Here is a 20,798-nt window from a genome sequence, read left to right on the forward strand (position 1 = left end):
GGCGGCGGCCATGGGGGCGGCCCACCCCACCCCCCCCGGCCAGCCGCCCGCGGCCCCGGAGAACGGGGTGTTGGACTAAACCACTCCGCCGATGGCCGCCGCCGTCAGCAGGAAATCGGGGATGCCCGCGGGCGAGGCGCCCGGCACGTGGTCGAGCCAGTAGCGCAGCACGCCCGGCACCACCCCGGAGGCGCCGTTGGTGGGCGCGGTGACCACCTGGGTGCCCTCGGCGTTCTCCTCGTTGACCGCGATGGCATAGACCGCGATCCAGTCGTTGACCGTATGGGGGGCGGCGAGGTTGCGCCCGCGCTCGGCCATCAGCCGCTCATGGATGGCGCGGGCGCGGCGGCGCATCTTGAGCCCGCCGGGCAGAATGCCTTCGCCGGCGAGGCCGCGGTCGATGCAGGCCGCCATCGCCTCCCAGATCCGCGCGAGCCCGGAATCGAGCGCCTCGGGCCCGTGGTGCACGACCTCGTTGGCGCGCTGCATCTCCGCGATCGAGCGGCCCGATGCCGTGGCCAACTCCAGCATCTCGGCGCAGGAGCCGAAGGGGAAGGGCACCGCGGCCGCCTCGGTGCTGGCCGCGGGGGCCTCGAGCTCGCGCGCGGTCAGCACGAAGCCGCCGCCGACGGAATAATAGGTCTCCTCGAGATAGAGATTGCCCGCCGCGTCCCGGGCCGAGATCACCAGCCCGTTGGCGTGGCCCGGCAGCGCGGGCCCGTAGTCGAAGACGAGGTCAGCCTCCGGGTCGAAGTCCATCTCGGGCAGGCCCGGCGGCGCGATGCGCCCGGTCTCCCGGATGCGCGAGAGCACCGTCGCGGCGCGGAGCGCGTCGAAGCTCTCCGGCTCGAATCCCGCGAGGCCGAGGATCACCGCGCGGTCGGTCGCATGGCCCTTGCCGGTGAAGGCGAGGCTGCCGTGCAGGCGGGCGCCGAGGCGCGCGGCCTCGCCGGCGCCGGGAATGCGGTCGGCGCCGTTGCGCAGGAGGTCGAGGAACCTTCCGGCCGCGACCATCGGGCCCATGGTGTGGCTCGACGAGGGGCCGATGCCGAGCTTGAATATGTCGAAGACGCTGAGAAACATCGTCCGCTCCCTTTTGCCGGCATATAGGCATGCCGGGCCGCCCGTGCACGACGAAATGCGACGTCTCGCCGCGCCTGGGGCGGCGCGGGCGGTCGGAGCGCCGGGAAATCGGCTTTCGGTCGAGGCGCATTCGGCCTATAACGCCACCCACCCCGCTCGGAGGCCCAATGTCCAACAGCCTTTCCCCCGCCGACATCGCCAAGCGCGCCGCGGCGGCGCGTGCGCTCGACATGGTCGAGGACGGCATGACGCTCGGTCTCGGCACCGGATCGACCGCCGCCTGGTTCGTGCGGCTCCTCTCGGAGCGCATGAAGTCGGAGGGGCTGGAGGTGGTGGGGGTCGCGACCTCGAGCACGACCTCCTGGCTCGCGGAGGAGCTCGGCGTGCCGCTGAAGTCGCTGGAGGCGAGCGACCGGATCGACCTGGTCGTGGACGGGGCCGACGAATTCGACGGCGACCTCAACCTCATCAAGGGCGGCGGGGCGGCGCTCCTGCAGGAGAAGATCGTCGCGAGCGCCGCCGATCGCATGGTGGTGGTGGCGGATCCGGGCAAGCGGGTCGAGCACCTCGGCGCCTTCCCGCTGCCGGTCGAAGTGGTGCGCTTCGGCTGGCCGGTGACCAAGACGGCGGTGGAGCGGGTGCTCGCGGACATGGACGTGGACGGCCGCGAGGTGACCGTGCGCATGAGCAGCGGCGAGCCGCTGATCACCGACGAGGGGCATCACATCTTCGACCTGCACCTGGGACGCATCCGGGATCCGGCCCGGCTTTCCGTGGCGCTCAACAGCCTGCCCGGTGTCGTCGAGCATGGGCTCTTCATCGGCATGGCCGACACGGTGGTGGTCGGCTTCGAGAACGGTGCGGCGGAGGTCGTCCAGCGGCGCCTCGTGCCCGATGCCATCGAGCTGATGCGCGACGAGGACGCGTGAGGCCCGGGTGAGTTTCGATTTCGACCTCTTCGTGATCGGCGGCGGCTCCGGCGGCGTGCGCGCCGCCCGGGTGGCGGCCGAGGCCGGCGCGCGGGTCGGGCTGGCCGAGGAATACCGCTACGGCGGCACCTGCGTGATCCGCGGCTGCGTTCCCAAGAAGCTGATGGTCTATGCCGCGGGTTTCGCGGATGCCTTCGAGGATGCGCGCGGCTACGGCTGGAAGGTCGGTCCCGCCCGATTCGAGTGGTGCGACCTGATCGCGGCCAAGGATGCCGAGATCTCGCGGCTGGAGGCGGTCTATCACGACGGGCTGCGGCGGGCGGGGGTGGCGCTCTTCGGCGCGCGGGCGGTGGTGGCCGACGCGCATCGGGTGCGGCTCGCGACGGGCGCGGAATATACCGCCAAGCACCTGCTGATCGCCACCGGCGGCTGGCCGGTGGTGCCCGAAATCCCCGGCAGCGAGCTCGGGATCACCTCCAACGAGATGTTCCAGCTCGAGGCGCAGCCCGGGCGCATGATCATCGTCGGCGGCGGCTACATCGCCTGCGAATTCGCCGGGATCATGAACGGGCTCGGCACCCATGTGACCCAGCTCTACCGGGGGGACCAGATCCTGCGCGGCTTCGACGCGGATCTGCGCGACCACCTCGCCGCGGCGATGCGGGAGCGCGGCATCGTGCTGGAGATCCAGCGCGACCTGGTGTCGATCGCGCGGGACCGCGGGGGCCTGCGCGTCGAGCTCGACAACGGCGAGGCGCATCTGGTCGATGCGGTGCTCTTCGCCACCGGGCGCCGCCCCAATACCGCCGGACTGGGGCTCGAACGGCTCGGGGTCGAGCTGAAGGCCGACGGCGCCGTGGCGGTCGATGCATGGTCGCAGAGCGGGGTGCCGTCGATCTTCGCCGTGGGCGACGTGACCCACCGCGCGGCGCTGACGCCGGTGGCGATCCGCGAGGGCGAGGCCTTCGCCCGGACGGTCTTCAAGGCGCAGCCGGTCCGGCCGGACCATCTCATGATCCCCACCGCGGTCTTCACCCGGCCCGAGCTAGCCACCGTCGGGATGACCGAGGCCGAGGCGCGGGCCGCGGGGGGCGTGGAGATCTACCGCACGCGCTTCCGGCCGATGGCCAATATCCTCGCGGGGCGTCGGGAGAAGATGCTGATGAAACTGGTGGTCGAGGCCGGCAGCCGCCGGGTCCTGGGCTGCCATATCGTCGGGCCGGGCGCGGCGGAGTTGGTGCAGCTCGCCGCCGTCGCGATCCGCATGGGTGCGACCAAGGAAGACTTCGATTCCACGATGGCGGTGCATCCCACCGCCGCCGAAGAGCTGGTCACGATGCGCTCCGACGCGGCGTGACATCTTGAAATCGACGGTCGCGGGAACAACTAACCTGCGAGCCTGACATAGGGAATGAGGAGCGCGAAGGCGAATGCCTTACAGCAAGAACGGCGGCCCTTGGGGCAGTGGCGGCGATAGGAACGGCGGCGACGGCGACGGCAAGGACGGCGGCGGACGCGGCCCCTGGGGCACTGGCGGCGGCAAGGGCGGGAAGGGTGGCCCCGGCGGATCGCCGCAGGTGCCCGACATCGACGAGATCGTGCGTAAGGGCCAGGAGCAGCTGAAGATCCTGATGGGCGGGCGGAAGTCCGGTGGCGGCGGCCGCGGGCCGGGTGGCGGCGGTGGCGGAAGCCCGGGCATCGGCAAGCGCGGGCTGGGGTTGATCGCGCTGGGGCTGGTCGGCGTCTGGCTCCTGATGTCTTTCTACACGGTCAAGCCCGAGGAGCAGTCGGTGGAGCTGACCTTCGGCAAGTGCCGCGGGGAATGCGTCAAGAATCCCGGTCTCAATTTTGCGCCTTGGCCGATCGTGACCCACGAGATCCTGCCGGTGACGCGGGAGAACACGGTCGAGATCGGCTCGGGCACGGTGCGCGGCGCCAGCGAGGGGCTGATGCTGACCGGTGACGAGAACATCGTCGACATCAATTTCGAGGTGGTCTGGAACGTGAGCGATCCGGCGCAGTTCCTCTTCAACCTCTCCAATCCGGAATCGACCATCGAGGCGGTGTCGGAATCGGCGATGCGCGAGGTCGTGTCGCGCTCCGAGCTCTCGCCGATCCTGAGCCGCGACCGCGGCATCATCAGCCAGGAGGTGCGGGAACTGATCCAGGCCACGCTGGACGAATACGGCTCGGGCGTGAACATCGTCCGCCTCAACTTCGACAAGGCCGACCCGCCGAGCGAGGTCATCGACGCCTTCCGCGAGGTGCAGGCGGCCCGGCAGGAGCGCTCGACCCTGCAGAACCGCGCCGATGCCTATGCCAACGAGCGGCTGGCGAGCGCCCGCGGCGAATCTGCGCAGACCCTGCAGCAGGCCGAAGGCTATCGCGCGCAGGTGGTCAATGCCGCCACCGGCGAGGCGAGCCGTTTCAGGGCGGTGCTCACGGAATATGTCAAGGCGCCGGACGTGACGCGGCAGCGCCTCTATCTGGAGACGATGGAGGATGTGCTGGGAGACGTGCAGATGTTCCTCATGGACACGCCGAACGCCGCGGGCGGCGGCCAGGGCGTGGTGCCCTATCTGCCCCTCAACGAACTGCGCCGCCAGCAGGAGGTGACCCAGTGATGCGCCGCTTTCCCATCCTCGTGATCCTCCTCGTGGCGATCGCCTTCCTGGCGGTCAACGCATTCTTCGTCGTCGACGAGCGGCAGAAGGCGATGGTGCTGCAGTTCGGCCAGGTAAAGGCGGTCAAGGAGGATCCGGGCCTCGCGGCGAAGGTGCCCTTCATCCAGAACGTGGTCTTCTACGACTCGCGGATCCAGGGCCTGGAGACCAGCGCGCTCGAGGTCACGCCGCTCGACGACCGGCGGCTGATCGTCGATGCCTTCGCCCGCTGGCGCATCGCGGACGTGGAGCAGTTCCGCCGCGCCGTCGGTGTCGGCGGCATGGCCGCGGCCGAACAGCGGCTCGAGGCGATCCTGACCGCCAACGTGCGCGAGGCGCTGGGCTCGGTGCGGTCGGAGGCGGTGCTCTCGGCGGACCGGGTCGGGCTGATGAACCGCATCCGCGACGCCTCGATCATCGAGGCCCGCGACCTGGGCGTCGACATCATCGACGTTCGGCTCAAGCGCGCCGACCTGCCCGAGCAGAACCTGACGGCGACCTTCGAGCGCATGAAGGCCGAGCGCGAGCGCGAGGCGGCCGACGAGCGCGCCCGCGGCAACGAGGCGGCGCAGCGCCTGCGCGCCCAGGCCGACCGGACCGCGATCGAGATCGTCTCGGAGGCCGAGCGCGACGCCAACATCATCCGCGGCGAGGCCGATGCGGAGCGCAACCGCATCCTGGCCGAGGCCTATACCGGCGATGAGGAGTTCTTCGCCTTCCTGCGCTCGATGGAGGCCTACAAGTCTTCGCTGAAAGGCGAGAACACGACGCTGATGGCGGAACCCGACAGCACGTTCTTCGATTACCTGAGCTCGCCCTCGGGCCGGCCAACGGCGGCGGCGGGGGCTGCGGAGGGCGGCGCGGACGCGAATGATTGACGATCTGCTGCTCGGCCTCGGGCTGGTGGCGATCCTGGAGGGGCTGGTGCTTGCACTGGCCCCTTCGCGTCTGCGCGAGGTGCTGGAGCTGATCGAGCAGCTCGGTGTCGAGCACCGGCGCCTGATCGGCCTGCTCGCGGTGACGGCGGGCGTGACGCTGGTCTGGATCGCCAGGGGGTGAGCGTGTCACGTCGGCGTGACGGCACGAAGGCGTGACTTGCGTGAAGAGTGCTATATACGCGACTGAAAGGTGAGACGAGGAGAGACGGCGACGGCGCATCGCAGACGCCGGAGCCGAGAGCTAGGAGCAGAGATGTTGGATAGCCTGACCGTATCCCCCGAGAGCACCAGCGCCGGCCTGCGGCGCGCGACCCGGCCCCTGACGGCGGTGGCGCTGGCCCTGGCGCTGGCGATGCCGCTGGGGGCGACCTACACCGCGCCGGCCATGGCGCTCACGGGCGCCATGCCCGAGAGCTTCGCCGATCTCGCCGAACGGTTGAGCCCGGCGGTGGTCAACATCACCACGACCACGAACGTGGCCCAGGTCGACGACAGCATGCGCCCGGTCCTGCCGGAGGGCTCGCCCTTCGAGGACTTCTTCAACGACTTCCTCGACCGCCAGCCGGGGGGACGCAACGGCATGCCGCGCGTGCCGCGCCGCTCGAGCGCGCTCGGCTCGGGCTTCATCATCTCCGAGGACGGCTATATCGTCACGAACAACCACGTCATCGAGAGCGCCGACGAGATCGAGATCGAGACCTTCGACGGCGACAAGCTGCCGGCGAAGCTGATCGGCCACGACCCGCGCACCGACATCGCGCTCCTGAAGGTCGAGAGCGAGGATCCGCTGCCCTTCGTGAGCTTCGGCGATTCCGACGCGGCGCGGGTCGGCGACTGGGTGGTGGCGATCGGCAACCCGCTGGGCCAGGGCTTCTCGGTCTCCGCCGGCATCGTCTCGGCGCGGAACCGCACGCTCCAGGGCTCCTACGACGATTTCATCCAGACCGACGCGGCGATCAACCGGGGCAATTCCGGCGGGCCGCTCTTCAACGTCGACGGCGAGGTGATCGGGGTCAATACCGCGATCCTGAGCCCCAACGGCGGCTCGATTGGCATCGGCTTCGCCATGTCCTCGGCGGTGGTGGAGCGGGTCGTGGCCCAGCTGCGCGACTTCGGCGAGACCCGGCGCGGGTGGCTCGGGGTGCGCATCCAGAATGTCGATCCGGACGTGGCCGACGCGCTCGGGCTCGAGGTCGCCGCGGGCGCGCTGGTCACCGACGTGCCCGAGGGGCCGGCGGCGACCGCCGGGGTCAAGTCCGGCGACGTGATCCTGGAATTCGACGGCGAGGCGATCGAGGACACGCGCGAGCTGGTGCGCGTGGTCGCGGATACCGAGGTCGGGCGCGAGGTCGATGTGGTGGTCTTCCGCGACGGCAAGGAGGAGCGGCTCAGCGTCGCGATCGGACGGCTGGAGGAGCCGGTGCTGGCCTCGGCGCCCGGCGCGCCTCGGGACGACAAGTCCATGGCGCAGGAAGAGACCGTGGTGCTCGGCATGACGCTCGCGACCGTCGATGAGGCGCTGCGCCAGCAGTTCGGTCTCGACGCGGATGTCGAAGGGCTGGTGGTGACGGGCGTCGAGGAGGATTCGGACGCCTTCGGGAAGGGAATGCGGGAAGGCGACCTGATCACCGAGGTCGGCCGCGAGCCGGTCGCCACGCCGCGCGACATGCGCGACCAGATCGAGGCCGCCGAGGAAGCCGGGCGCAATTCGCTGCTGCTTCTGGTACGCCGTGACGGCACGCCGCGCTTCGTGGCGCTGAGCCTGAGCAGCTGATCCATGCCCTCCGGAGGCGGGCCGCGCCCGCCTCCGCCGGAGCGACAGAAACCCCGCCGAGCTGGCCTCGGCGGGGTTTCTCCTTTCGTTGACGTTCATCCGGCGTCCGCTCGATCGGCTCGGGATGCTTCCCGACGGGTTCAGCCGCAAGAATGTCCTGCTACCTCTGCCCGATCGACTCAGCCCGCCGACGTCGAAGCCGCTCTTGGTGCGATGGACCTGCCGCGCACCCCCGGCGGGCCGGCCGGGGGTGGTGTCCCACAGCGGAACGCTGCGCAATATATTGTTATTGCACATGTTTTCAGACAATGGTTGAGCGGGCACTCGCGCCCGGGGCCGGGCTGGGCGATGATCGCGCCGCCGCACGGCAGCAAGCGCCCGCGCGGCGGCGGACCTGGAAACCGTCAGGCCGCCGGACCCCGCAGCCGCTTTCAACCAGGCCGCGCCTCAGATACAGGATACCGTATCAGGCGAGATGCCGCCGCATGATCGGCCGGGTGGGCGCGTGGCGCGCCACCTCCTCGAAGCCGGCGGCGCGGAAGGTGCCCACGAAGCCGGTCCAGGCATAGACCGGCGGATAGCGCGGCTTCGGCGGGTCCACGGGATAGCCTTCGAGGATGGTGGCGCCGCGATCGCGGGCGAAACCGCAGGCCGCGCGCAGCAGCGCCACCGAGACGCCCTGCCGGCGGGCGGTCCGGTCGACGAGGAAGCAGGCGACGCTCCAGACCGGTTGCGCATCGACCGGCCGGAGCACGCGCGATCGGGCGAGCCGCGGGAAGGCCGCGCGGCGGTCGACCTGGATCCATCCGACCGGCAGGCCGTCGCGCCGGGCGACGAGGCCCGGTCCATCGCCCGGGGCGAAGAGATCGGCCATGGCCGCGCGGTTGGGCGCCCCCATGCCGGCGTCCATCTCGGCCTTCGAGCGGCGCCAGAGCATGCACCAGCAGCCGCCGCAGCCGCCGCGCTCGCCCATGACGGCGGCGAAGCCCTCCCAGTCGGCGGGGCGGATCTCGAGCGTCATGGCGCGTACCGCGCCTCGGGGCCGCTCGGGGCGGGCGGAGGGCCGTCGGGCAGGGTCAGGGTGACGATCTCGTCGAGCAGGGCGGAGATGTCCTCGACGCGTTCGGCGACCAGATGCACCACGTCGCCGTCGCGCTGCAGCCGGCCGGTGACCTTCAGGCAGCGCCCGGCGATCACCGCGCGGCGGAAGCGTTCGAAGACCGCTGCCCAGACCACGACATTGGCCACGCCGGTCTCGTCCTCGAGCGTGAGGAAGATCACGCCCTTGGCCGTGCCGGGGCGCTGGCGGCAGATCACCAGCCCGGCGACCGCCACCCGCGCCCCGTCCGGCGGGACGTCGAGCGCGCCGGCGGCCAGGCACCGCGGCGGGCGCGGCCAGGGCGGCGGCCGGCTGGCGGTCGGGCGAAGGTGCCGGAAGGGGCTCGGGTCGGTCACAGGCTCAGGACGGGCGGATGCGCGATGCGAACGAAGATAGAACATTTTTCCGCGAAGGCAAGAATGTCGTGATTGGGGATGGCCCAGCGCGGGCGGGAGGTCTAGATAGCCGCCGCTACACGCATCGTCCGGGGGCGCTTCCAGAATGGCACGGATCACCTATATCGAGTACGACGGCACACCGCACGAGGTCGAGGTCAGGAACGGCCTGACGGTGATGGAAGGCGCGCGGGACAACAACATCCCCGGTATCGAGGCCGATTGCGGTGGCGCCTGCGCCTGCTCCACCTGCCATGTCTATGTCGACGCCGCCTGGATCGACAAGCTGCCGCCGCGGGAGGCGATGGAGGAGGACATGCTCGACTTCGCCTGGGAGCCCGACCCCGACCTCAGCCGGCTGACCTGCCAGCTCAAGGTCTCGGACGCGCTCGACGGGCTGGTGGTGCGCATGCCCGAGAAGCAGATCTGAGGCTGGCGGCGCTCCCGCCGGCCGGGCTGCGCGGTCAGCGCCGCGCGCCGCCCAGGCGCAGCCTGCGCCCGGTGATCCCGCGATAGACGATCTCGATCGCCAGCGAGACCGCGATCATGCCCGCGAGGATCCAGAGATGGTTGCGGGTCGCGGGATTCTCGTCGACCTCGACACAGAGCACCACCAGCGCGAGGCCGGTCGCCAAGGCCGCGAGCGCCGAGATCCAGGCACGGCTGCCGGTCTGGCGCGCGAGGCGGACATTGGCGATGTTGACGCCCATGAAGATCAGCAGGAACCCGGCGCTGCCCATGGTGGCGATCGCCTCCAGCGGCACGAGATTGGCGATCAGCAGCGCCAGGCCTGCCACGATCAGCGTGCCTTCGGCATGCTCGCCCCGGATCGGGCGTTCCAGCTCGCGCGGCAGCTCGCCGGTCTTGGCGACGATGTAGGTCAGCCGGCCGGTGCTGTAGAAGGTGGCGTTGATCGCCGAGGAAGTGGCGGTCAGGGCCGCGACCGCGACGGCCAGGAAGCCCGCCCGCCCCAGGATCGCCTCGCCCGCGGCCGAGAGCGCCGTGTCGCGACGAGCCGCGATCGCCTCGAAGCTCAGATGCCCCAGCACCACGATCGCGATCAGCGCATAGAGCAGGATGGCGATCAGCACGCCGCCGATATAGGCCACGGGCAGCGAGCGGCGGGGGTCGGCGACGTCCTTCGAGGCATTGGCGATCAGCTCGAACCCCTCGTAATTGAGGAAGATCAGCATGGCACCGGCGATCAGCCCCATCGGGCTGACCGCATACTCCGGTGAAAGCCGCGACCAGTCCATCGGCGTGAGGAAGCCGGCGAGGATGAAGCCGCCGAGCAGCAGCATCTTCAGCCCGTTGAAGAAATTCTCCGAGCGGATCACCAGCCGGGCGGCCAGCACGTTGATCGCCAGCAGCCCGATCAGGACGCCGCTGATCAGGGCGTGCTGCCAGAAGCCGCGGCCCTCCTCAGGCAGGAAATCCGCGCCGTAGCTGCCGAAGGCATAGGCATAGACCGCCAGCAGCACCACGTAGCTCAGGAGCAGCAGGATATTGGCCGCCCCGGTCAGCACGCCGTCGCCGAAGCCGCGGTTGAGGAATTCCACGGTTCCGCCCTCGCCCGGAAAGGCGAGCGTCAGCTTCAGGTAGGAATAGCTGGTCAGGAGCGCGACGACCCCGGCGATGACGAAGGCGAGCGGCGCGGCGCCCCTGGTGACTTCGATGGTCAGGCCGGTGACCGCGAAGATTCCGCCGCCGACCATGCCGCCGATGCCGATGGAGAGCGTCGAGAAGGTGCCGAGGCCCGCCGCGTCATCCGATGCCATTGCGCTCCCCTGCCGACCTGCCGCAGGGTGGAGCCTGCCACGAAGCCGCGGCCACTTCCATGGAATCATGTCCTGCGCGGCGCCGGGTCATTTTATTGTTCGACACGAAGCACTTTGCGCTGCGAGGGCAGTTGCCTTCCGGGCGGCGGAACGGCTTGATGCCGCCACGGTGGCTTGGGGTATCGCACGATCCTCGTAAGGTCTCAGGGCGCCGACTAACCGCAATGGGGGATGCAACGCAGAATGTCGAATATTCAAACAAGCAGCCTGGGCGCCGCAGACGGGCCAGGCACGACCGTGGACCCGGTCGATGAGATCCTTCCCGTCGGCCAGCTGTCCGTGCTCGGTCTGCAGCACGTCCTGGTCATGTACGCCGGCGCCGTCGCCGTGCCGCTCATCATCGGCGGCGCGCTGAAGCTGCCGAAGGACCAGGTGGCGCTGCTCATCAACGCCGACCTGCTCTGCGCGGGCATCGTCACGCTGATCCAGTCGATCGGCTTCTGGAAGTTCGGCATCCGGCTGCCGGTGATGATGGGCGTGACCTTCGCCGCGGTCGGGCCGATGCTGGCCATGGCGGCGAACCCCGATCTCGGGATCCAGGGGATCTTCGGCTCGGTGATGGCGGCCGGCGTCTTCGGCATCTTCGCGGCGACCTTCATCAGCCGCCTGCTACCGATGTTCCCACCGGTCGTGACCGGCGTCATCATCTCGGTGATCGGCCTGTCGCTGCTTCGGGTCGCGGCCAACTGGGCGGGCGGCGGTGTCGGCAACCCGAACTTCGGCGCGCCGCTCTATCTCGGCGTCGCGCTGATCGTGCTTGCCTCGATCATCCTCATCACCAAGTTCGTGAAGGGCTTCTTCGCCAATATCTCGGTGCTGGTGGGCCTCATCATCGGCTTCCTGATCGCGCTGGCGCTGGGGCAGGTGAGCTTTGCCGGGGTCGCCGATGCGCCCTGGGCGGCGGCGATCTATCCCTTCATGTTCGGACCGCCGAAGTTCGACGTGGTGGCGATCCTGACGATGTGCATCGTTATGGTCGTGGTGATGATCGAATCGATGGGCATGTTCCTCGCCCTCGGCGAGCTGACCCACCGGCGGATCACCCAGGAGGATCTCGCCAAGGGTCTGCGCGTCGACGGCCTCGGCACGCTGATCGGCGGCATCCTCAACACCTTCCCGCACACGTCCTTCTCCCAGAACGTCGGCCTCGTCGGCGTGACCGGAGTGCGCAGCCGCTACGTGACCATCGCCGGCGGCATCATCATGATCGCGCTCGGCCTACTGCCGAAGCTCGCGCTGCTGGTCGCCTCGGTGCCGCAGTTCGTGCTCGGCGGCGCGGGAATCGTGATGTTCGGCATGGTGGCGGCGACCGGCATCCGCATCCTGCACGGGGTCGAGTTCCACGGCGAGAAGCGGCACAACATGTATATCGTCGCCATCGCCATCGGCATGGGTCTCGTCCCGGAGCTCTCGCCGAAGTTCTTCGACCAGATGCCGCATTTCCTCGGGCCGCTCCTTCACAGCGGCATCCTTCTCGCGGCGGTGACGGCGGTGATTCTCAACCTCGTCTACAACGGTTGGGAAGAAGCCGACGAATCGGCGCACGCGCACTGACGCCAGAGCGGCTCAGGCTCATCCACTACCGGCGCGGCGCTCTCGGGCGCCGCGCTTCATTTTGAGAGGGGGGTTGCCTGCGCATCGCCCGGGCGGCGTCGGGTCACTCGGCCAGCGCGCGCCAGCCGATGTCGCGGCGGGCGAAGCCGCCGGGCCAGTCGACGGCATCGAGCGCCCCATAGGCCAGGTCGCGCGCCGCCGCGAGGCTTTCGGCCCGCGCGGTGACGTTGAGCACGCGGCCGCCGTTCGAGACGAGGGTCGCAGCCTCGCGCCGGGTGCCGGCGTGGAAGATGTGCACCCGCGGATCGTCGATCTCGGGCAGGGCGATCGCCTCGCCGCGCGCAAAGGCGCCGGGATAGCCGCGCGCGGCCATGACCACGCAGAGCGCATGATCCTCGGCGAAATTGATCCGCGCCTCGGCGAGCCGCCCCTCGGCCGCCGCATGGCAGGCGTCGAGCAGCTGCGCGCCGAGCCGCGTGGCGAGCACCTGCGCCTCGGGGTCGCCGAAGCGGACGTTGTATTCCACCAGCCGCGGGATCCCGGCCTCGACCATGAGCCCGGCATAGAGCAGGCCGCGGAAGGGGGTGCCGCGGCGCACCATCTCGGCGAGCGTCGGGCGCAGGATGCGGGCCATCGCCGCCTCGGTGACCGCCGGCGTCATCACCGGCGCGGGCGAATAGGCGCCCATGCCGCCGGTATTGGGGCCCTCGTCGCCGTCGAAGGCGCGCTTGTGATCCTGGGCGGTGCCGAGCACGAGGCAATCCTCGCCGTCGGCCAGCACGAAGAGGCTCGCCTCCTCGCCCGTCATGAATTCCTCGATCACCACCCGCGCGCCGGGGCCCTCGGCGAAGATCGCATCGAGCGCGGCCTGCGCCTCGGCGGCGGTGGCGGCGACCGTCACGCCCTTGCCGGCGGCGAGCCCGTCGGCCTTGACGACGATCGGCGCGCCCTCGCGCGCCACATAGGCCCGCGCCGCCTCGGGGTCGGTGAAGGTCTGGCTGGCGGCGGTCGGCGCGCCGCAGGCGGCGCAGATCTCCTTGGTGAAGGCCTTGGAGGCTTCCAGCCGCGCCGCCTCGCGGCCGGGTCCGAAGGTGGTCACGCCCGCCTCGCGCAGCACGTCGGCGACGCCCTCGGCCAGCGGCGCCTCGGGGCCGATCATCACGAAGTCGATCGCCTTGTCGCGCACGAAGGCGAGCAGCTTGCGGCCGTCGAGGATATCGAGGGCCACGCATTCGGCCTCCTCGGCGATCCCGGCATTGCCGGGGGCGCACCAGAGCCGGTCGCATTTGGGGTTCTGCGCGAAAGCCCAGGCCAGCGCGTGCTCCCGCCCGCCGCCGCCGAGGATCAGGATGTTCATGCCGGCCGTCCCCCGTGCTGGAACTGCGGCTGATACCCACGGCGGGCCGGGGGCGCAACCCGTGTGCCGTGGAGGATGCACGGCTCCTGCGCAAGGCTGGGCCAGGCAAACTCCATTCGGCAACGCGGCCCGTTCGCCCGAGTTGCCGGCGCGCCCAGCGTCGCCATCCCGCCCCGCCCGCCAGGCGGGCGCTGCCCTCGTCCTGTGGCGGGGCCGTCGAAGGGGAAAGGATGAGATCCAGATGCGATGGCTCAAGAGAGGCCGGCCGTCGGGCTTGTCATTCGGCTTGCGCTCGGTGATTGTTCCGCGCCCGCTTCGGCGGGCGACACAACCGGCGGTCAACGGGAGAGCATCATGTCCAAGCCGATCGTCACCTATTTCGACTTCTCCGGCAGCCGCGGCGAGGAAGTGCGCCTGGCGCTGGTCCTGGCGGGAATGGCGTTCGAGGACAACCGCATCAGCCGGGAGACCTTCGCGCAGCTGAAGCCCGACCTGCCCTTCGCGGCGGTGCCCACGCTCGAGCTCGAGGGCCGCGGGGTCTTCGGGCAGTCCAACGCGATCCTGCGGCTCATCGGCCGCAAGCACGGGCTCTACCCGGAAGATCCCTTCGAGGCGGCCCGGCACGACGCGCTGATGGACGCGGCCGAGGATCTGCGGCACCGGGTCTCGCCCACCACGCGCATTCGGGATCCCGCCGAGAAGAAGGCGGCGCGACAGCAACTCGCCGCCGACTACCTGCCGCAATGGGGGCGCTGCGTCGATCGCGCGATCGGCGCGGGTCCGTTCGTCGGCGGCGAGGGGCCGGGTGTCGCCGACATCAAGCTCTTCGTGGTCGACCGGTGGATCACCGGCGGGGGCCTCGACGACATCCCGGCCGATATCTTCGATGCCTTTCCGAAGCTCAAGGCGGTCGCCGCGGGGATCCGGAGCCATCCCGCGGTCGTCGCCTGGTACGCGACGCCGGCCTAGGCGCAGGCCGACGAGGAACCATGGACCTGATCGAGGATCCCCAGCCGGGTGGCAATGCCCCCGAGTTCACCGTCTCCGAGATCTCGGGGGCGGTGAAGCGGGTCATCGAAGGCGAATTCGGGCGGGTGCGGGTGCGCGGCGAGATCGGGCGGGTGTCGCGCCCGGCCTCGGGCCATTTCTATCTCGATCTGAAGGACGACCGCGCGGTGCTGGCGGCAGTGATCTGGAAGGGCACCGCGCGGGGACTCGCGGTGCTGCCCGAGGAGGGCATGGAGGTGGTCTGCACCGGCCGGCTCACCACCTTTCCCGGCTCGTCGCGATACCAGATGATCATCGAGGATCTGGCGCCCGCCGGCATCGGTGCGCTGATGGCCATGCTGGAGAAGCGCCGCGCCGCGCTCGCGGCCGAAGGTCTCTTCGACGAGGGCCGCAAGCGGAAGTTGCCCTATCTGCCGGAGGTGATCGGGGTCGTCACCTCGCCCTCGGGCGCGGTGATCCGCGACATCCTGCACCGGTTGCGCGAGCGCTTCCCGCGGCCGGTGCTGATCTGGCCGGTGACGGTTCAGGGCGAGAAATGCGCCGTCGAGGTCGCGGCGGCGATCCGCGGCTTCAACGCGCTCGCGCCCGGCGGGCCGGTGCCGCGCCCGGACGTGCTGATCGTGGCGCGCGGCGGCGGCAGCCTCGAGGATCTCTGGGGTTTCAACGAGGAGATCGTGGTCCGCGCCGCCGCCGAAAGCGCCATCCCGCTGATCTCGGCGGTGGGCCACGAGACCGACACGACGCTGATCGATTTCGCCGCCGACCGCCGCGCGCCGACGCCGACTGCGGCCGCGGAGATGGCGGTCCCGGTGCGGCTCGACCTTCTGGCCGGGCTCGCGGGGCTCGAGGAGCGGCGGCGCGCGGCCCTGGCGCGCGGCATCGCCCAGCGCGGCCAGCGGCTGCGCGATCTGGCGCGCGGCCTGCCGCGGCCCGAGGCGCTGGTGGCCGAGCGCGCCCAGCGGCTCGACGGGCTGGCTTTGCGGCTGCCGCGGGCGCTGCGCGGCGTGGCGCAGGCGCGGCGGCTGCAGCTGGGGCAGGGGGCGGCCGGGCGGTTCGGGCCGGGGTTGCTCGCGCTCGGCAATGCCCGCCGCCGCCGAGACCTCGACCTGCTCGCGGCGGCCCTCGCGCCCGAGCGCCTCGCCCGCGGGCTCGGCCAGCGTCGCGAGCGCCTCGCCGCGCGGGGCGACCGGCTGGAAGGCGCCTTCGTCCGCCACGTGCGCGACGCCCGGGCGGGGCTCGACGGCCTCGGGCGGACGCTGGCGAGCCTCGGGCCGAAATCGGTGCTGGCGCGCGGCTTCGTGCTGGTGCGCGATGCCTCGGGCGCGGTGCTCACGCGGGCGGCGGGGGCGCGCGAGGCGGCGATGCTGGAACTCGAGTTCAGCGACGGCCGCGTCGCCACGCGCCCGATGCGCGTGCGAAGCCGCCGCAAGCGCCCGCCCGAGCAGGGTACGCTCTTCTGACCTTCTCCACCGTCGCGTCCCGCCGGCCGGGACGCGAAACGAAGCGACCTCCCGCGCGCGGTCTCGGCGCCGCGACGTGAATTTTCCGTGTGCAGGCTTGCCGGGCCGCGGACGGGCCCCCAAATTCTGCAGGTGCGAAAGAAATGCTGCGACCGCACAATGCGCCGGCGATGGTTTCCCGGCGCCCGAGCGAGCCTGACCGAAAGGGTGAACCATGGTCTACGGGCTGCCCAATATCAGCTTCATCGGCTGGCCGGTGCCGGTTCCCTGCGCCGCCCATGCCGGGCTGGGGTTCCGCGAGGCCCGTCCCGCGGATGCGCCCGGCATGATCGCGCATCTGCTGGCCCTGAGCCCCGAGGATCGCCGCATGCGCTTCTGCACCGCCGTCAACGACGGCCATGTCGAGCACCATGTCCGGTCGAGCTGGGATCGCAGCGGGCTCGTCCTTGCCGCCCATGACGGCCCGCTCTGGTCGGGCCCGTTCCACGAGCCGGGCCCGGTTCGGGCCCTGGCGGAATTCGCGGTCGAGGGCGGCGATGCCGAGCTCGGCATCAGCGTCGACGGCGCGCTGCGCCGCCGCGGCGTGGGCACCTATCTGGTCCAGACCGGCGCGCGCCTGCTCGCCCGGCGCGGCGTCAGGCGCATCCTGGCCTATACGATGAGCGCGAACACGTCCTTCCTGGTGCTGGCGCGCAAGGCCGGCGCCTCGATCGAGACCGATGGCGGCGAGGCCTTCATCACCTTCGATGTCGCCGAGCTGACCCGGGGTTACCTGCGCCGCCGCCTGGCCGAGCAGGTGTTCCGCGCGGTTCCCGCCGCCGCCGCCCGGTGACGGCGCGCCTCGCGCGGGCTTGATCCGGGGCGCGGAAGGGCGCATAAGCGGGGCCATGAAGACGTGCCGCAGCATCGCGATCTGCATTATCCGCTGACCCCAGTCCGCGGCGCGCTTCCCGTTCCCAAATCCGGTCCGACGTGATAGCCCGCCCGCGGCAAACCCGCGAGACGCACAGATGACCGAGATCACGCTCTACAACACCCGCACCCGCCGCAAGGAACCGCTGCCGACCGACCCGGGCCGGATCGGCATGTATGTCTGCGGCCCCACGGTCTACGACCGCGCCCATATCGGCAACGCGCGGCCGGTGGTGGTCTTCGACGTGCTCTTCCGGCTGCTGCGCCATGTCTACGGGCCGGAGCAGGTCACCTATGTGCGCAACATCACCGACGTCGACGACAAGATCAACGCGCGGGCGGCCGAGTCGGGGCGCGACATCCGCGCGATCACCGACGAGACGATCCGGTGGTATCACGACGACATGGCCGCGCTCGGCGCGCTTCCCCCGACACATGAGCCCCGGGCCACCGAGTTCATCGCGCCGATGGTGGCGATGATCGAGACGCTGATCGCGAAGGGCCATGCCTATGCCGCCGAGGGGCATGTGCTCTTTTCGGTCGCGAGCTATCCGGAGTACGGCCAGCTCGCCCGCCGCTCGCTCGACGAGATGCGTGCAGGCAGCAGGGTCGAGGTGGCGCCCTACAAGCGCGACCCGATGGATTTCGTGCTCTGGAAGCCCTCCGAGGCCGGCCTGCCCGGCTGGGAGAGCCCCTGGGGCCGGGGAAGGCCCGGCTGGCACATCGAATGCTCGGCCATGGCCCACGAATTGCTGGGTCCCTCCTTCGACATCCACGGCGGCGGCATCGACCTCGTCTTCCCGCATCACGAGAACGAGGTGGCGCAGTCCCGCTGCGCCCATCCCGAAGGATCCTTCGCCAACATCTGGATGCACAACGGCTTTCTCAACGTGGAAGGCGAGAAGATGTCCAAATCCCTGGGCAACTTCTTCACCGTGCGCGACCTGCTCGACCGCGGCATCCCCGGCGAGGTGATCCGATTCGTCCTGCTCTCGACGCACTACCGCCAGCCGATGGATTTCAGCGAGGAAAAGGTCGAGGAGGCGCGCGCGACTCTATTGGGTTGGCGGCAGAGCGCCTGGGAAAACGAGGCGGTCGCGGCCAACGGCACGGTGTCTTCTGAAATCCTGGGCGCGCTGTCGGATGATCTGAATACGCCCGCCGCGATCACTGCGCTGCACAGGCTGGCGGGCCAGCGTGACTGGGCGGGCCTGCTCGCTGGCGCCCGTCTCATCGGACTGCTTGATCCCGGCCTCTCGGATTGGATGGCCGTCACGACAGTCGAGAACGGAGTCGAGTATCCTTCCAACCTAGACGCAAGTTTGGTCGCAGTGGTCAGGAGGCTTCGGGACTCGTGGCAGGAAGCGCGGCTTGCAAAGGACTTCACGCGTGCCGACGAAATTCGTTCGGACCTCGATTCTTTAGGTGTAGAACTTCGAAGCCTTAGTGAGGGCCCCTTCGCCTATGTTCGGCAGGAGGTCGATCGCAAGCGACTCGGGGCGCTGGTATGACCCGCGAGCGGCTCTTCCTCTACGACACGACCCTGCGCGACGGGCAGCAGACGCAAGGGGTCGATTTCTCCGCCGAGGACAAGGGGCGGATCGCCGAGGCGTTGGACGGGCTCGGGATCGATTATGTCGAGGGGGGCTGGCCGGGGGCCAATCCCACCGACAGCGCCTTCTTCGAGGCGGCGCCGAAGCTCGGGCGGGCCACCATGACCGCCTTCGGCATGACCAAGCGCGCCGGACGCTCGGCGGCGAACGACGAGGTGCTGGCCGGTGTCGTCAATGCCGGCACCCCGGCGGTCTGCCTCGTCGGCAAGACCCACGACTTCCACGTGGCGACCGCGCTCGGCATCACCCTCGCAGAGAACCTCGACAACATCCGCGAGAGCCTCGCGCATCTGGTGCGCCTCGGCCGGGAAGCCCTTTTCGATGCGGAGCATTTCTTCGACGGCTACCGGGCGAACCCCGGCTATGCGCTCGACTGCCTGCGCGCCGCCCGCGACGCCGGGGCGCGCTGGATCGTGCTCTGCGACACCAACGGCGGCACGCTGCCCGCCGAGGTGCGCGCCGTCACCGAGGCGGTGATCGCCGCCGGCATTCCCGGCGACCGGCTCGGCATCCACACCCATGACGACACCGGCAATGCCGTCGCCAATACGCTCGCCGCCGTCGATGCCGGCGCGCGGCAGATCCAGGGCACGCTGAATGGTCTCGGCGAGCGCTGCGGCAACGCCAATCTCGTCAGCCTGATCCCGACGCTGATGCTCAAGGAACCCTATGCAAGCCGCTTCGAGATCGGCGTCGACCGGGACGGGCTGAAGCGGCTCACCCGCGTCAGCCGCCTGCTCGACGACATCCTCAACCGCGTGCCGAACGCCGCCGCGCCCTACGTCGGCGCCTCGGCCTTCACCCACAAGGCGGGGCTGCATGCCTCGGCGATCCTCAAGGATCCGACCACCTACGAGCATGTGGCCCCCGAGGTGGTGGGCAACGCCCGCTTCGTGCCGGTCTCCAACCAGGCCGGCCAGTCGAACCTGCGCGACCGGCTGACCAAGGCCGGGATCGAGGTGCCGGGCTTGAACGGGGCGCTCGCCGCGATCCTCGCCGAGGTCAAGGAGCGCGAGGACCGCGGCTATGCCTATGACGCGGCGGCGGCGAGCTTCGAGCTTCTCGCCCGCCGGCTGCTCGGCACCATGCCCGCCTTCTTCGACGTCGAGCGCTATCGCGTCACCGTCGAGCGCCGCACCAATGCCCGCGGCGAGATGGTCACCGTCTCCGAGGCGGTGGTGGTGGCGCGCTTCGGCACCGAGCGCGTCATGAGCGTCTCCGAGAGCCAGGACCCGGTCACCCACGCGGACCAGGGCCCGGTGAACGCGCTCAGCCGGGCGCTGCGCAAGGACCTCGGCCCCTACCAATCCTATATCGACGACATGAAGCTCGTGGATTTCCGCGTGCGCATCACCTCCGGCGGCACCGAGGCGGTGACCCGGGTGCTCATCGACAGCGAGGACGGGCAGGGGCGGCGCTGGTCGACCGTGGGGGTCTCGGCCAATGTGGTCGATGCGAGCTTCCAGGCGCTCCAGGACGCGATCCTCTGGAAGCTCGTGCGCGACGGCGCCCCGGTCGCCGGCACGGTGTGAGCGCCGCGGCCTGCGCCGATCTCGTGCGGCGCGGGGATCCAGACCGCTGGCGCACGGCGATGACGGCGCCGCCGGACCGCCGCGCCGGGCTGATGGCGCTCTATGCCTTCAATCTCGAGATCGCCCGCGCGCCCTGGCTCGCCTCCGAGCCGATGCTCGCCGAGATCCGCCTGCAATGGTGGCAGGATGCGGTGGCCGAGATCTACGCGGGGGCGAGGCCGCGCCGGCACGAGGTGGTGGAACCGCTCGCCGAGACGATCCGCGCCGGCGATCTGCCGCGAGGGCTCTTCGAGGAGACCATCGCGGCGCGGCTCTTCGATGCCGGACCCGCACCCCACGCCGACCGGCCGGCGCTCCTGCGGCAGATCGACCGGACCGCGGGGCATGTCATGGTGCTGGCCGCGCTGCATCTCGGGGCGCCCGAGACGGCGCTCGACGTGGTGCGCCGCTTCGCCCTCGGCACCGGCATCGCCGCGCTCCTGCGTGCCCTGCCGGAGCTTCGGGCGCGGGGCCATGCGACGCTGCCGGCGACGGTCCCGGTCGAGGCGCTCGCCACCGAGGGGCTGCAGGCGCTGGCCGAGGCCCGCGCCCGGCGGCACCTCGTGCCGCGGGCGGTCCTGCCGGCCCTGCTGCCCGGCTGGCT

The 20,798-nt window shown here is 70.5% G+C and carries 18 protein-coding genes and 1 pseudogene; 14 read left to right on the plus strand and 5 right to left on the minus strand.

Going from position 1 to position 20,798, the window contains the following annotated elements; genetic code table 11:
- Positions 1 to 1,083 (minus strand): annotated as a pseudogene (locus tag V7050_RS06535) (L-serine ammonia-lyase); the annotation flags it as partial.
- Positions 1,084 to 1,250: 167 nt separating this feature from the next.
- On the opposite strand from V7050_RS06535, the gene rpiA reads away from it, so the two are divergent.
- The 6 genes from rpiA (at position 1,251) to V7050_RS06565 (ending at position 7,387) form a co-directional block, all read left to right on the plus strand.
- Positions 1,251 to 2,012: a ribose-5-phosphate isomerase RpiA gene (gene rpiA / locus V7050_RS06540; protein ID WP_324365945.1), complete on the plus strand. Its 762-nt coding sequence runs from the start codon at positions 1,251 to 1,253 to the stop codon at positions 2,010 to 2,012.
- A 7-nt stretch (positions 2,013 to 2,019) separates the two neighbouring features.
- On the plus strand, positions 2,020 to 3,369 hold the full coding sequence (gor, locus tag V7050_RS06545) for a glutathione-disulfide reductase (RefSeq protein WP_324365947.1): 1,350 nt from the start codon (positions 2,020 to 2,022) through the stop codon (positions 3,367 to 3,369).
- A 73-nt stretch (positions 3,370 to 3,442) separates the two neighbouring features.
- A complete protein-coding gene (hflK, locus tag V7050_RS06550; protein WP_324365949.1) occupies positions 3,443 to 4,636 on the plus strand; it encodes an FtsH protease activity modulator HflK in 1,194 nt (397 codons plus the stop codon).
- Complete coding sequence (gene hflC / locus V7050_RS06555; protein ID WP_324365951.1) at positions 4,636 to 5,553, plus strand: protease modulator HflC; 918 nt, start codon at positions 4,636 to 4,638, stop codon at positions 5,551 to 5,553. Before hflK ends, hflC begins: the two co-directional genes overlap by 1 nt.
- Positions 5,546 to 5,734, plus strand: a complete 189-nt coding sequence (locus tag V7050_RS06560; protein WP_324365953.1) for a DUF2065 domain-containing protein — start codon at positions 5,546 to 5,548, stop codon at positions 5,732 to 5,734. Before hflC ends, V7050_RS06560 begins: the two co-directional genes overlap by 8 nt.
- A gap of 132 nt (positions 5,735 to 5,866) precedes the next feature.
- Positions 5,867 to 7,387 carry a DegQ family serine endoprotease gene (locus V7050_RS06565; RefSeq protein ID WP_442885350.1) on the plus strand — a complete coding sequence of 507 codons (1,521 nt, stop codon included), beginning with the start codon at positions 5,867 to 5,869 and terminating at the stop codon, positions 7,385 to 7,387.
- Between the two features lie 466 nt (positions 7,388 to 7,853).
- Here the strand turns inward: V7050_RS06565 and V7050_RS06570 are convergent, their stop codons facing one another.
- On the minus strand, positions 7,854 to 8,408 hold the full coding sequence (locus V7050_RS06570; protein ID WP_324365955.1) for a GNAT family N-acetyltransferase: 555 nt from the start codon (positions 8,406 to 8,408) through the stop codon (positions 7,854 to 7,856).
- Positions 8,405 to 8,842, minus strand: a complete 438-nt coding sequence (locus V7050_RS06575; protein WP_324365957.1) for an OB-fold nucleic acid binding domain-containing protein — start codon at positions 8,840 to 8,842, stop codon at positions 8,405 to 8,407. The genes V7050_RS06570 and V7050_RS06575 overlap by 4 nt, the downstream gene beginning before the upstream one ends.
- Before the next feature lie 145 nt (positions 8,843 to 8,987).
- On the opposite strand from V7050_RS06575, the gene V7050_RS06580 reads away from it, so the two are divergent.
- Positions 8,988 to 9,311: a 2Fe-2S iron-sulfur cluster-binding protein gene (locus V7050_RS06580; RefSeq protein ID WP_324365959.1), complete on the plus strand. Its 324-nt coding sequence runs from the start codon at positions 8,988 to 8,990 to the stop codon at positions 9,309 to 9,311.
- 34 nt (positions 9,312 to 9,345) lie between these two features.
- Here V7050_RS06580 and V7050_RS06585 read toward each other — a convergent pair whose 3' ends face one another.
- On the minus strand, positions 9,346 to 10,659 hold the full coding sequence (locus V7050_RS06585; protein WP_324374141.1) for an APC family permease: 1,314 nt from the start codon (positions 10,657 to 10,659) through the stop codon (positions 9,346 to 9,348).
- A 297-nt stretch (positions 10,660 to 10,956) separates the two neighbouring features.
- Between V7050_RS06585 and V7050_RS06590 the strand changes: the two genes are divergently transcribed.
- Entirely contained in the window at positions 10,957 to 12,273 is a 1,317-nt protein-coding gene (locus V7050_RS06590) for a nucleobase:cation symporter-2 family protein (RefSeq protein WP_324365963.1), read from the plus strand.
- Between the two features lie 103 nt (positions 12,274 to 12,376).
- Here the strand turns inward: V7050_RS06590 and purD are convergent, their stop codons facing one another.
- Positions 12,377 to 13,630: a phosphoribosylamine--glycine ligase gene (purD, locus tag V7050_RS06595; RefSeq protein ID WP_324365965.1), complete on the minus strand. Its 1,254-nt coding sequence runs from the start codon at positions 13,628 to 13,630 to the stop codon at positions 12,377 to 12,379.
- 354 nt (positions 13,631 to 13,984) lie between these two features.
- Between purD and V7050_RS06600 the strand changes: the two genes are divergently transcribed.
- The 6 genes from V7050_RS06600 to V7050_RS06625 form a co-directional block, all read left to right on the plus strand.
- Positions 13,985 to 14,599: a glutathione S-transferase family protein gene (locus tag V7050_RS06600; protein ID WP_324374139.1), complete on the plus strand. Its 615-nt coding sequence runs from the start codon at positions 13,985 to 13,987 to the stop codon at positions 14,597 to 14,599.
- 20 nt (positions 14,600 to 14,619) lie between these two features.
- Positions 14,620 to 16,098: an exodeoxyribonuclease VII large subunit gene (xseA, locus tag V7050_RS06605; protein WP_324369641.1), complete on the plus strand. Its 1,479-nt coding sequence runs from the start codon at positions 14,620 to 14,622 to the stop codon at positions 16,096 to 16,098.
- A gap of 214 nt (positions 16,099 to 16,312) precedes the next feature.
- Complete coding sequence (locus V7050_RS06610) at positions 16,313 to 16,930, plus strand: GNAT family N-acetyltransferase (RefSeq protein ID WP_324369640.1); 618 nt, start codon at positions 16,313 to 16,315, stop codon at positions 16,928 to 16,930.
- Between the two features lie 178 nt (positions 16,931 to 17,108).
- Positions 17,109 to 18,521 carry a cysteine--tRNA ligase gene (gene cysS / locus V7050_RS06615; RefSeq protein WP_324369639.1) on the plus strand — a complete coding sequence of 471 codons (1,413 nt, stop codon included), beginning with the start codon at positions 17,109 to 17,111 and terminating at the stop codon, positions 18,519 to 18,521.
- Positions 18,518 to 20,155 carry a citramalate synthase gene (gene cimA, locus V7050_RS06620; protein WP_324369638.1) on the plus strand — a complete coding sequence of 546 codons (1,638 nt, stop codon included), beginning with the start codon at positions 18,518 to 18,520 and terminating at the stop codon, positions 20,153 to 20,155. The genes cysS and cimA overlap by 4 nt, the downstream gene beginning before the upstream one ends.
- Positions 20,156 to 20,214: 59 nt before the next feature.
- A partial coding sequence (locus V7050_RS06625) for a squalene/phytoene synthase family protein (protein WP_324410403.1) occupies positions 20,215 to 20,798 on the plus strand: 584 nt, incomplete at its 3' end.

The organism is Amaricoccus sp. (assembly GCF_036846665.1).
In the GTDB taxonomy this organism is placed as follows: Bacteria; Pseudomonadota; Alphaproteobacteria; order Rhodobacterales; family Rhodobacteraceae; genus Amaricoccus.

Bases quoted from the DNA above. Each gene is read 5' to 3' on its own strand.
- V7050_RS06565 (WP_442885350.1), top strand. From the start codon at position 5,867: ATGTTGGATAGCCTGACCGTATCCCCCGAGAGCACCAGCGCCGGCCTG.
- purD (WP_324365965.1), bottom strand. From the start codon at position 13,630: ATGAACATCCTGATCCTCGGCGGCGGCGGGCGGGAGCACGCGCTGGCC.
- hflK (WP_324365949.1), top strand. From the start codon at position 3,443: ATGCCTTACAGCAAGAACGGCGGCCCTTGGGGCAGTGGCGGCGATAGG.
- V7050_RS06585 (WP_324374141.1), bottom strand. From the start codon at position 10,659: ATGGCATCGGATGACGCGGCGGGCCTCGGCACCTTCTCGACGCTCTCC.
- V7050_RS06560 (WP_324365953.1), top strand. From the start codon at position 5,546: ATGATTGACGATCTGCTGCTCGGCCTCGGGCTGGTGGCGATCCTGGAG.
- V7050_RS06570 (WP_324365955.1), bottom strand. From the start codon at position 8,408: ATGACGCTCGAGATCCGCCCCGCCGACTGGGAGGGCTTCGCCGCCGTC.
- hflC (WP_324365951.1), top strand. From the start codon at position 4,636: ATGCGCCGCTTTCCCATCCTCGTGATCCTCCTCGTGGCGATCGCCTTC.
- cimA (WP_324369638.1), top strand. From the start codon at position 18,518: ATGACCCGCGAGCGGCTCTTCCTCTACGACACGACCCTGCGCGACGGG.
- xseA (WP_324369641.1), top strand. From the start codon at position 14,620: ATGGACCTGATCGAGGATCCCCAGCCGGGTGGCAATGCCCCCGAGTTC.
- V7050_RS06600 (WP_324374139.1), top strand. From the start codon at position 13,985: ATGTCCAAGCCGATCGTCACCTATTTCGACTTCTCCGGCAGCCGCGGC.
- rpiA (WP_324365945.1), top strand. From the start codon at position 1,251: ATGTCCAACAGCCTTTCCCCCGCCGACATCGCCAAGCGCGCCGCGGCG.
- V7050_RS06610 (WP_324369640.1), top strand. From the start codon at position 16,313: ATGGTCTACGGGCTGCCCAATATCAGCTTCATCGGCTGGCCGGTGCCG.
- V7050_RS06580 (WP_324365959.1), top strand. From the start codon at position 8,988: ATGGCACGGATCACCTATATCGAGTACGACGGCACACCGCACGAGGTC.
- cysS (WP_324369639.1), top strand. From the start codon at position 17,109: ATGACCGAGATCACGCTCTACAACACCCGCACCCGCCGCAAGGAACCG.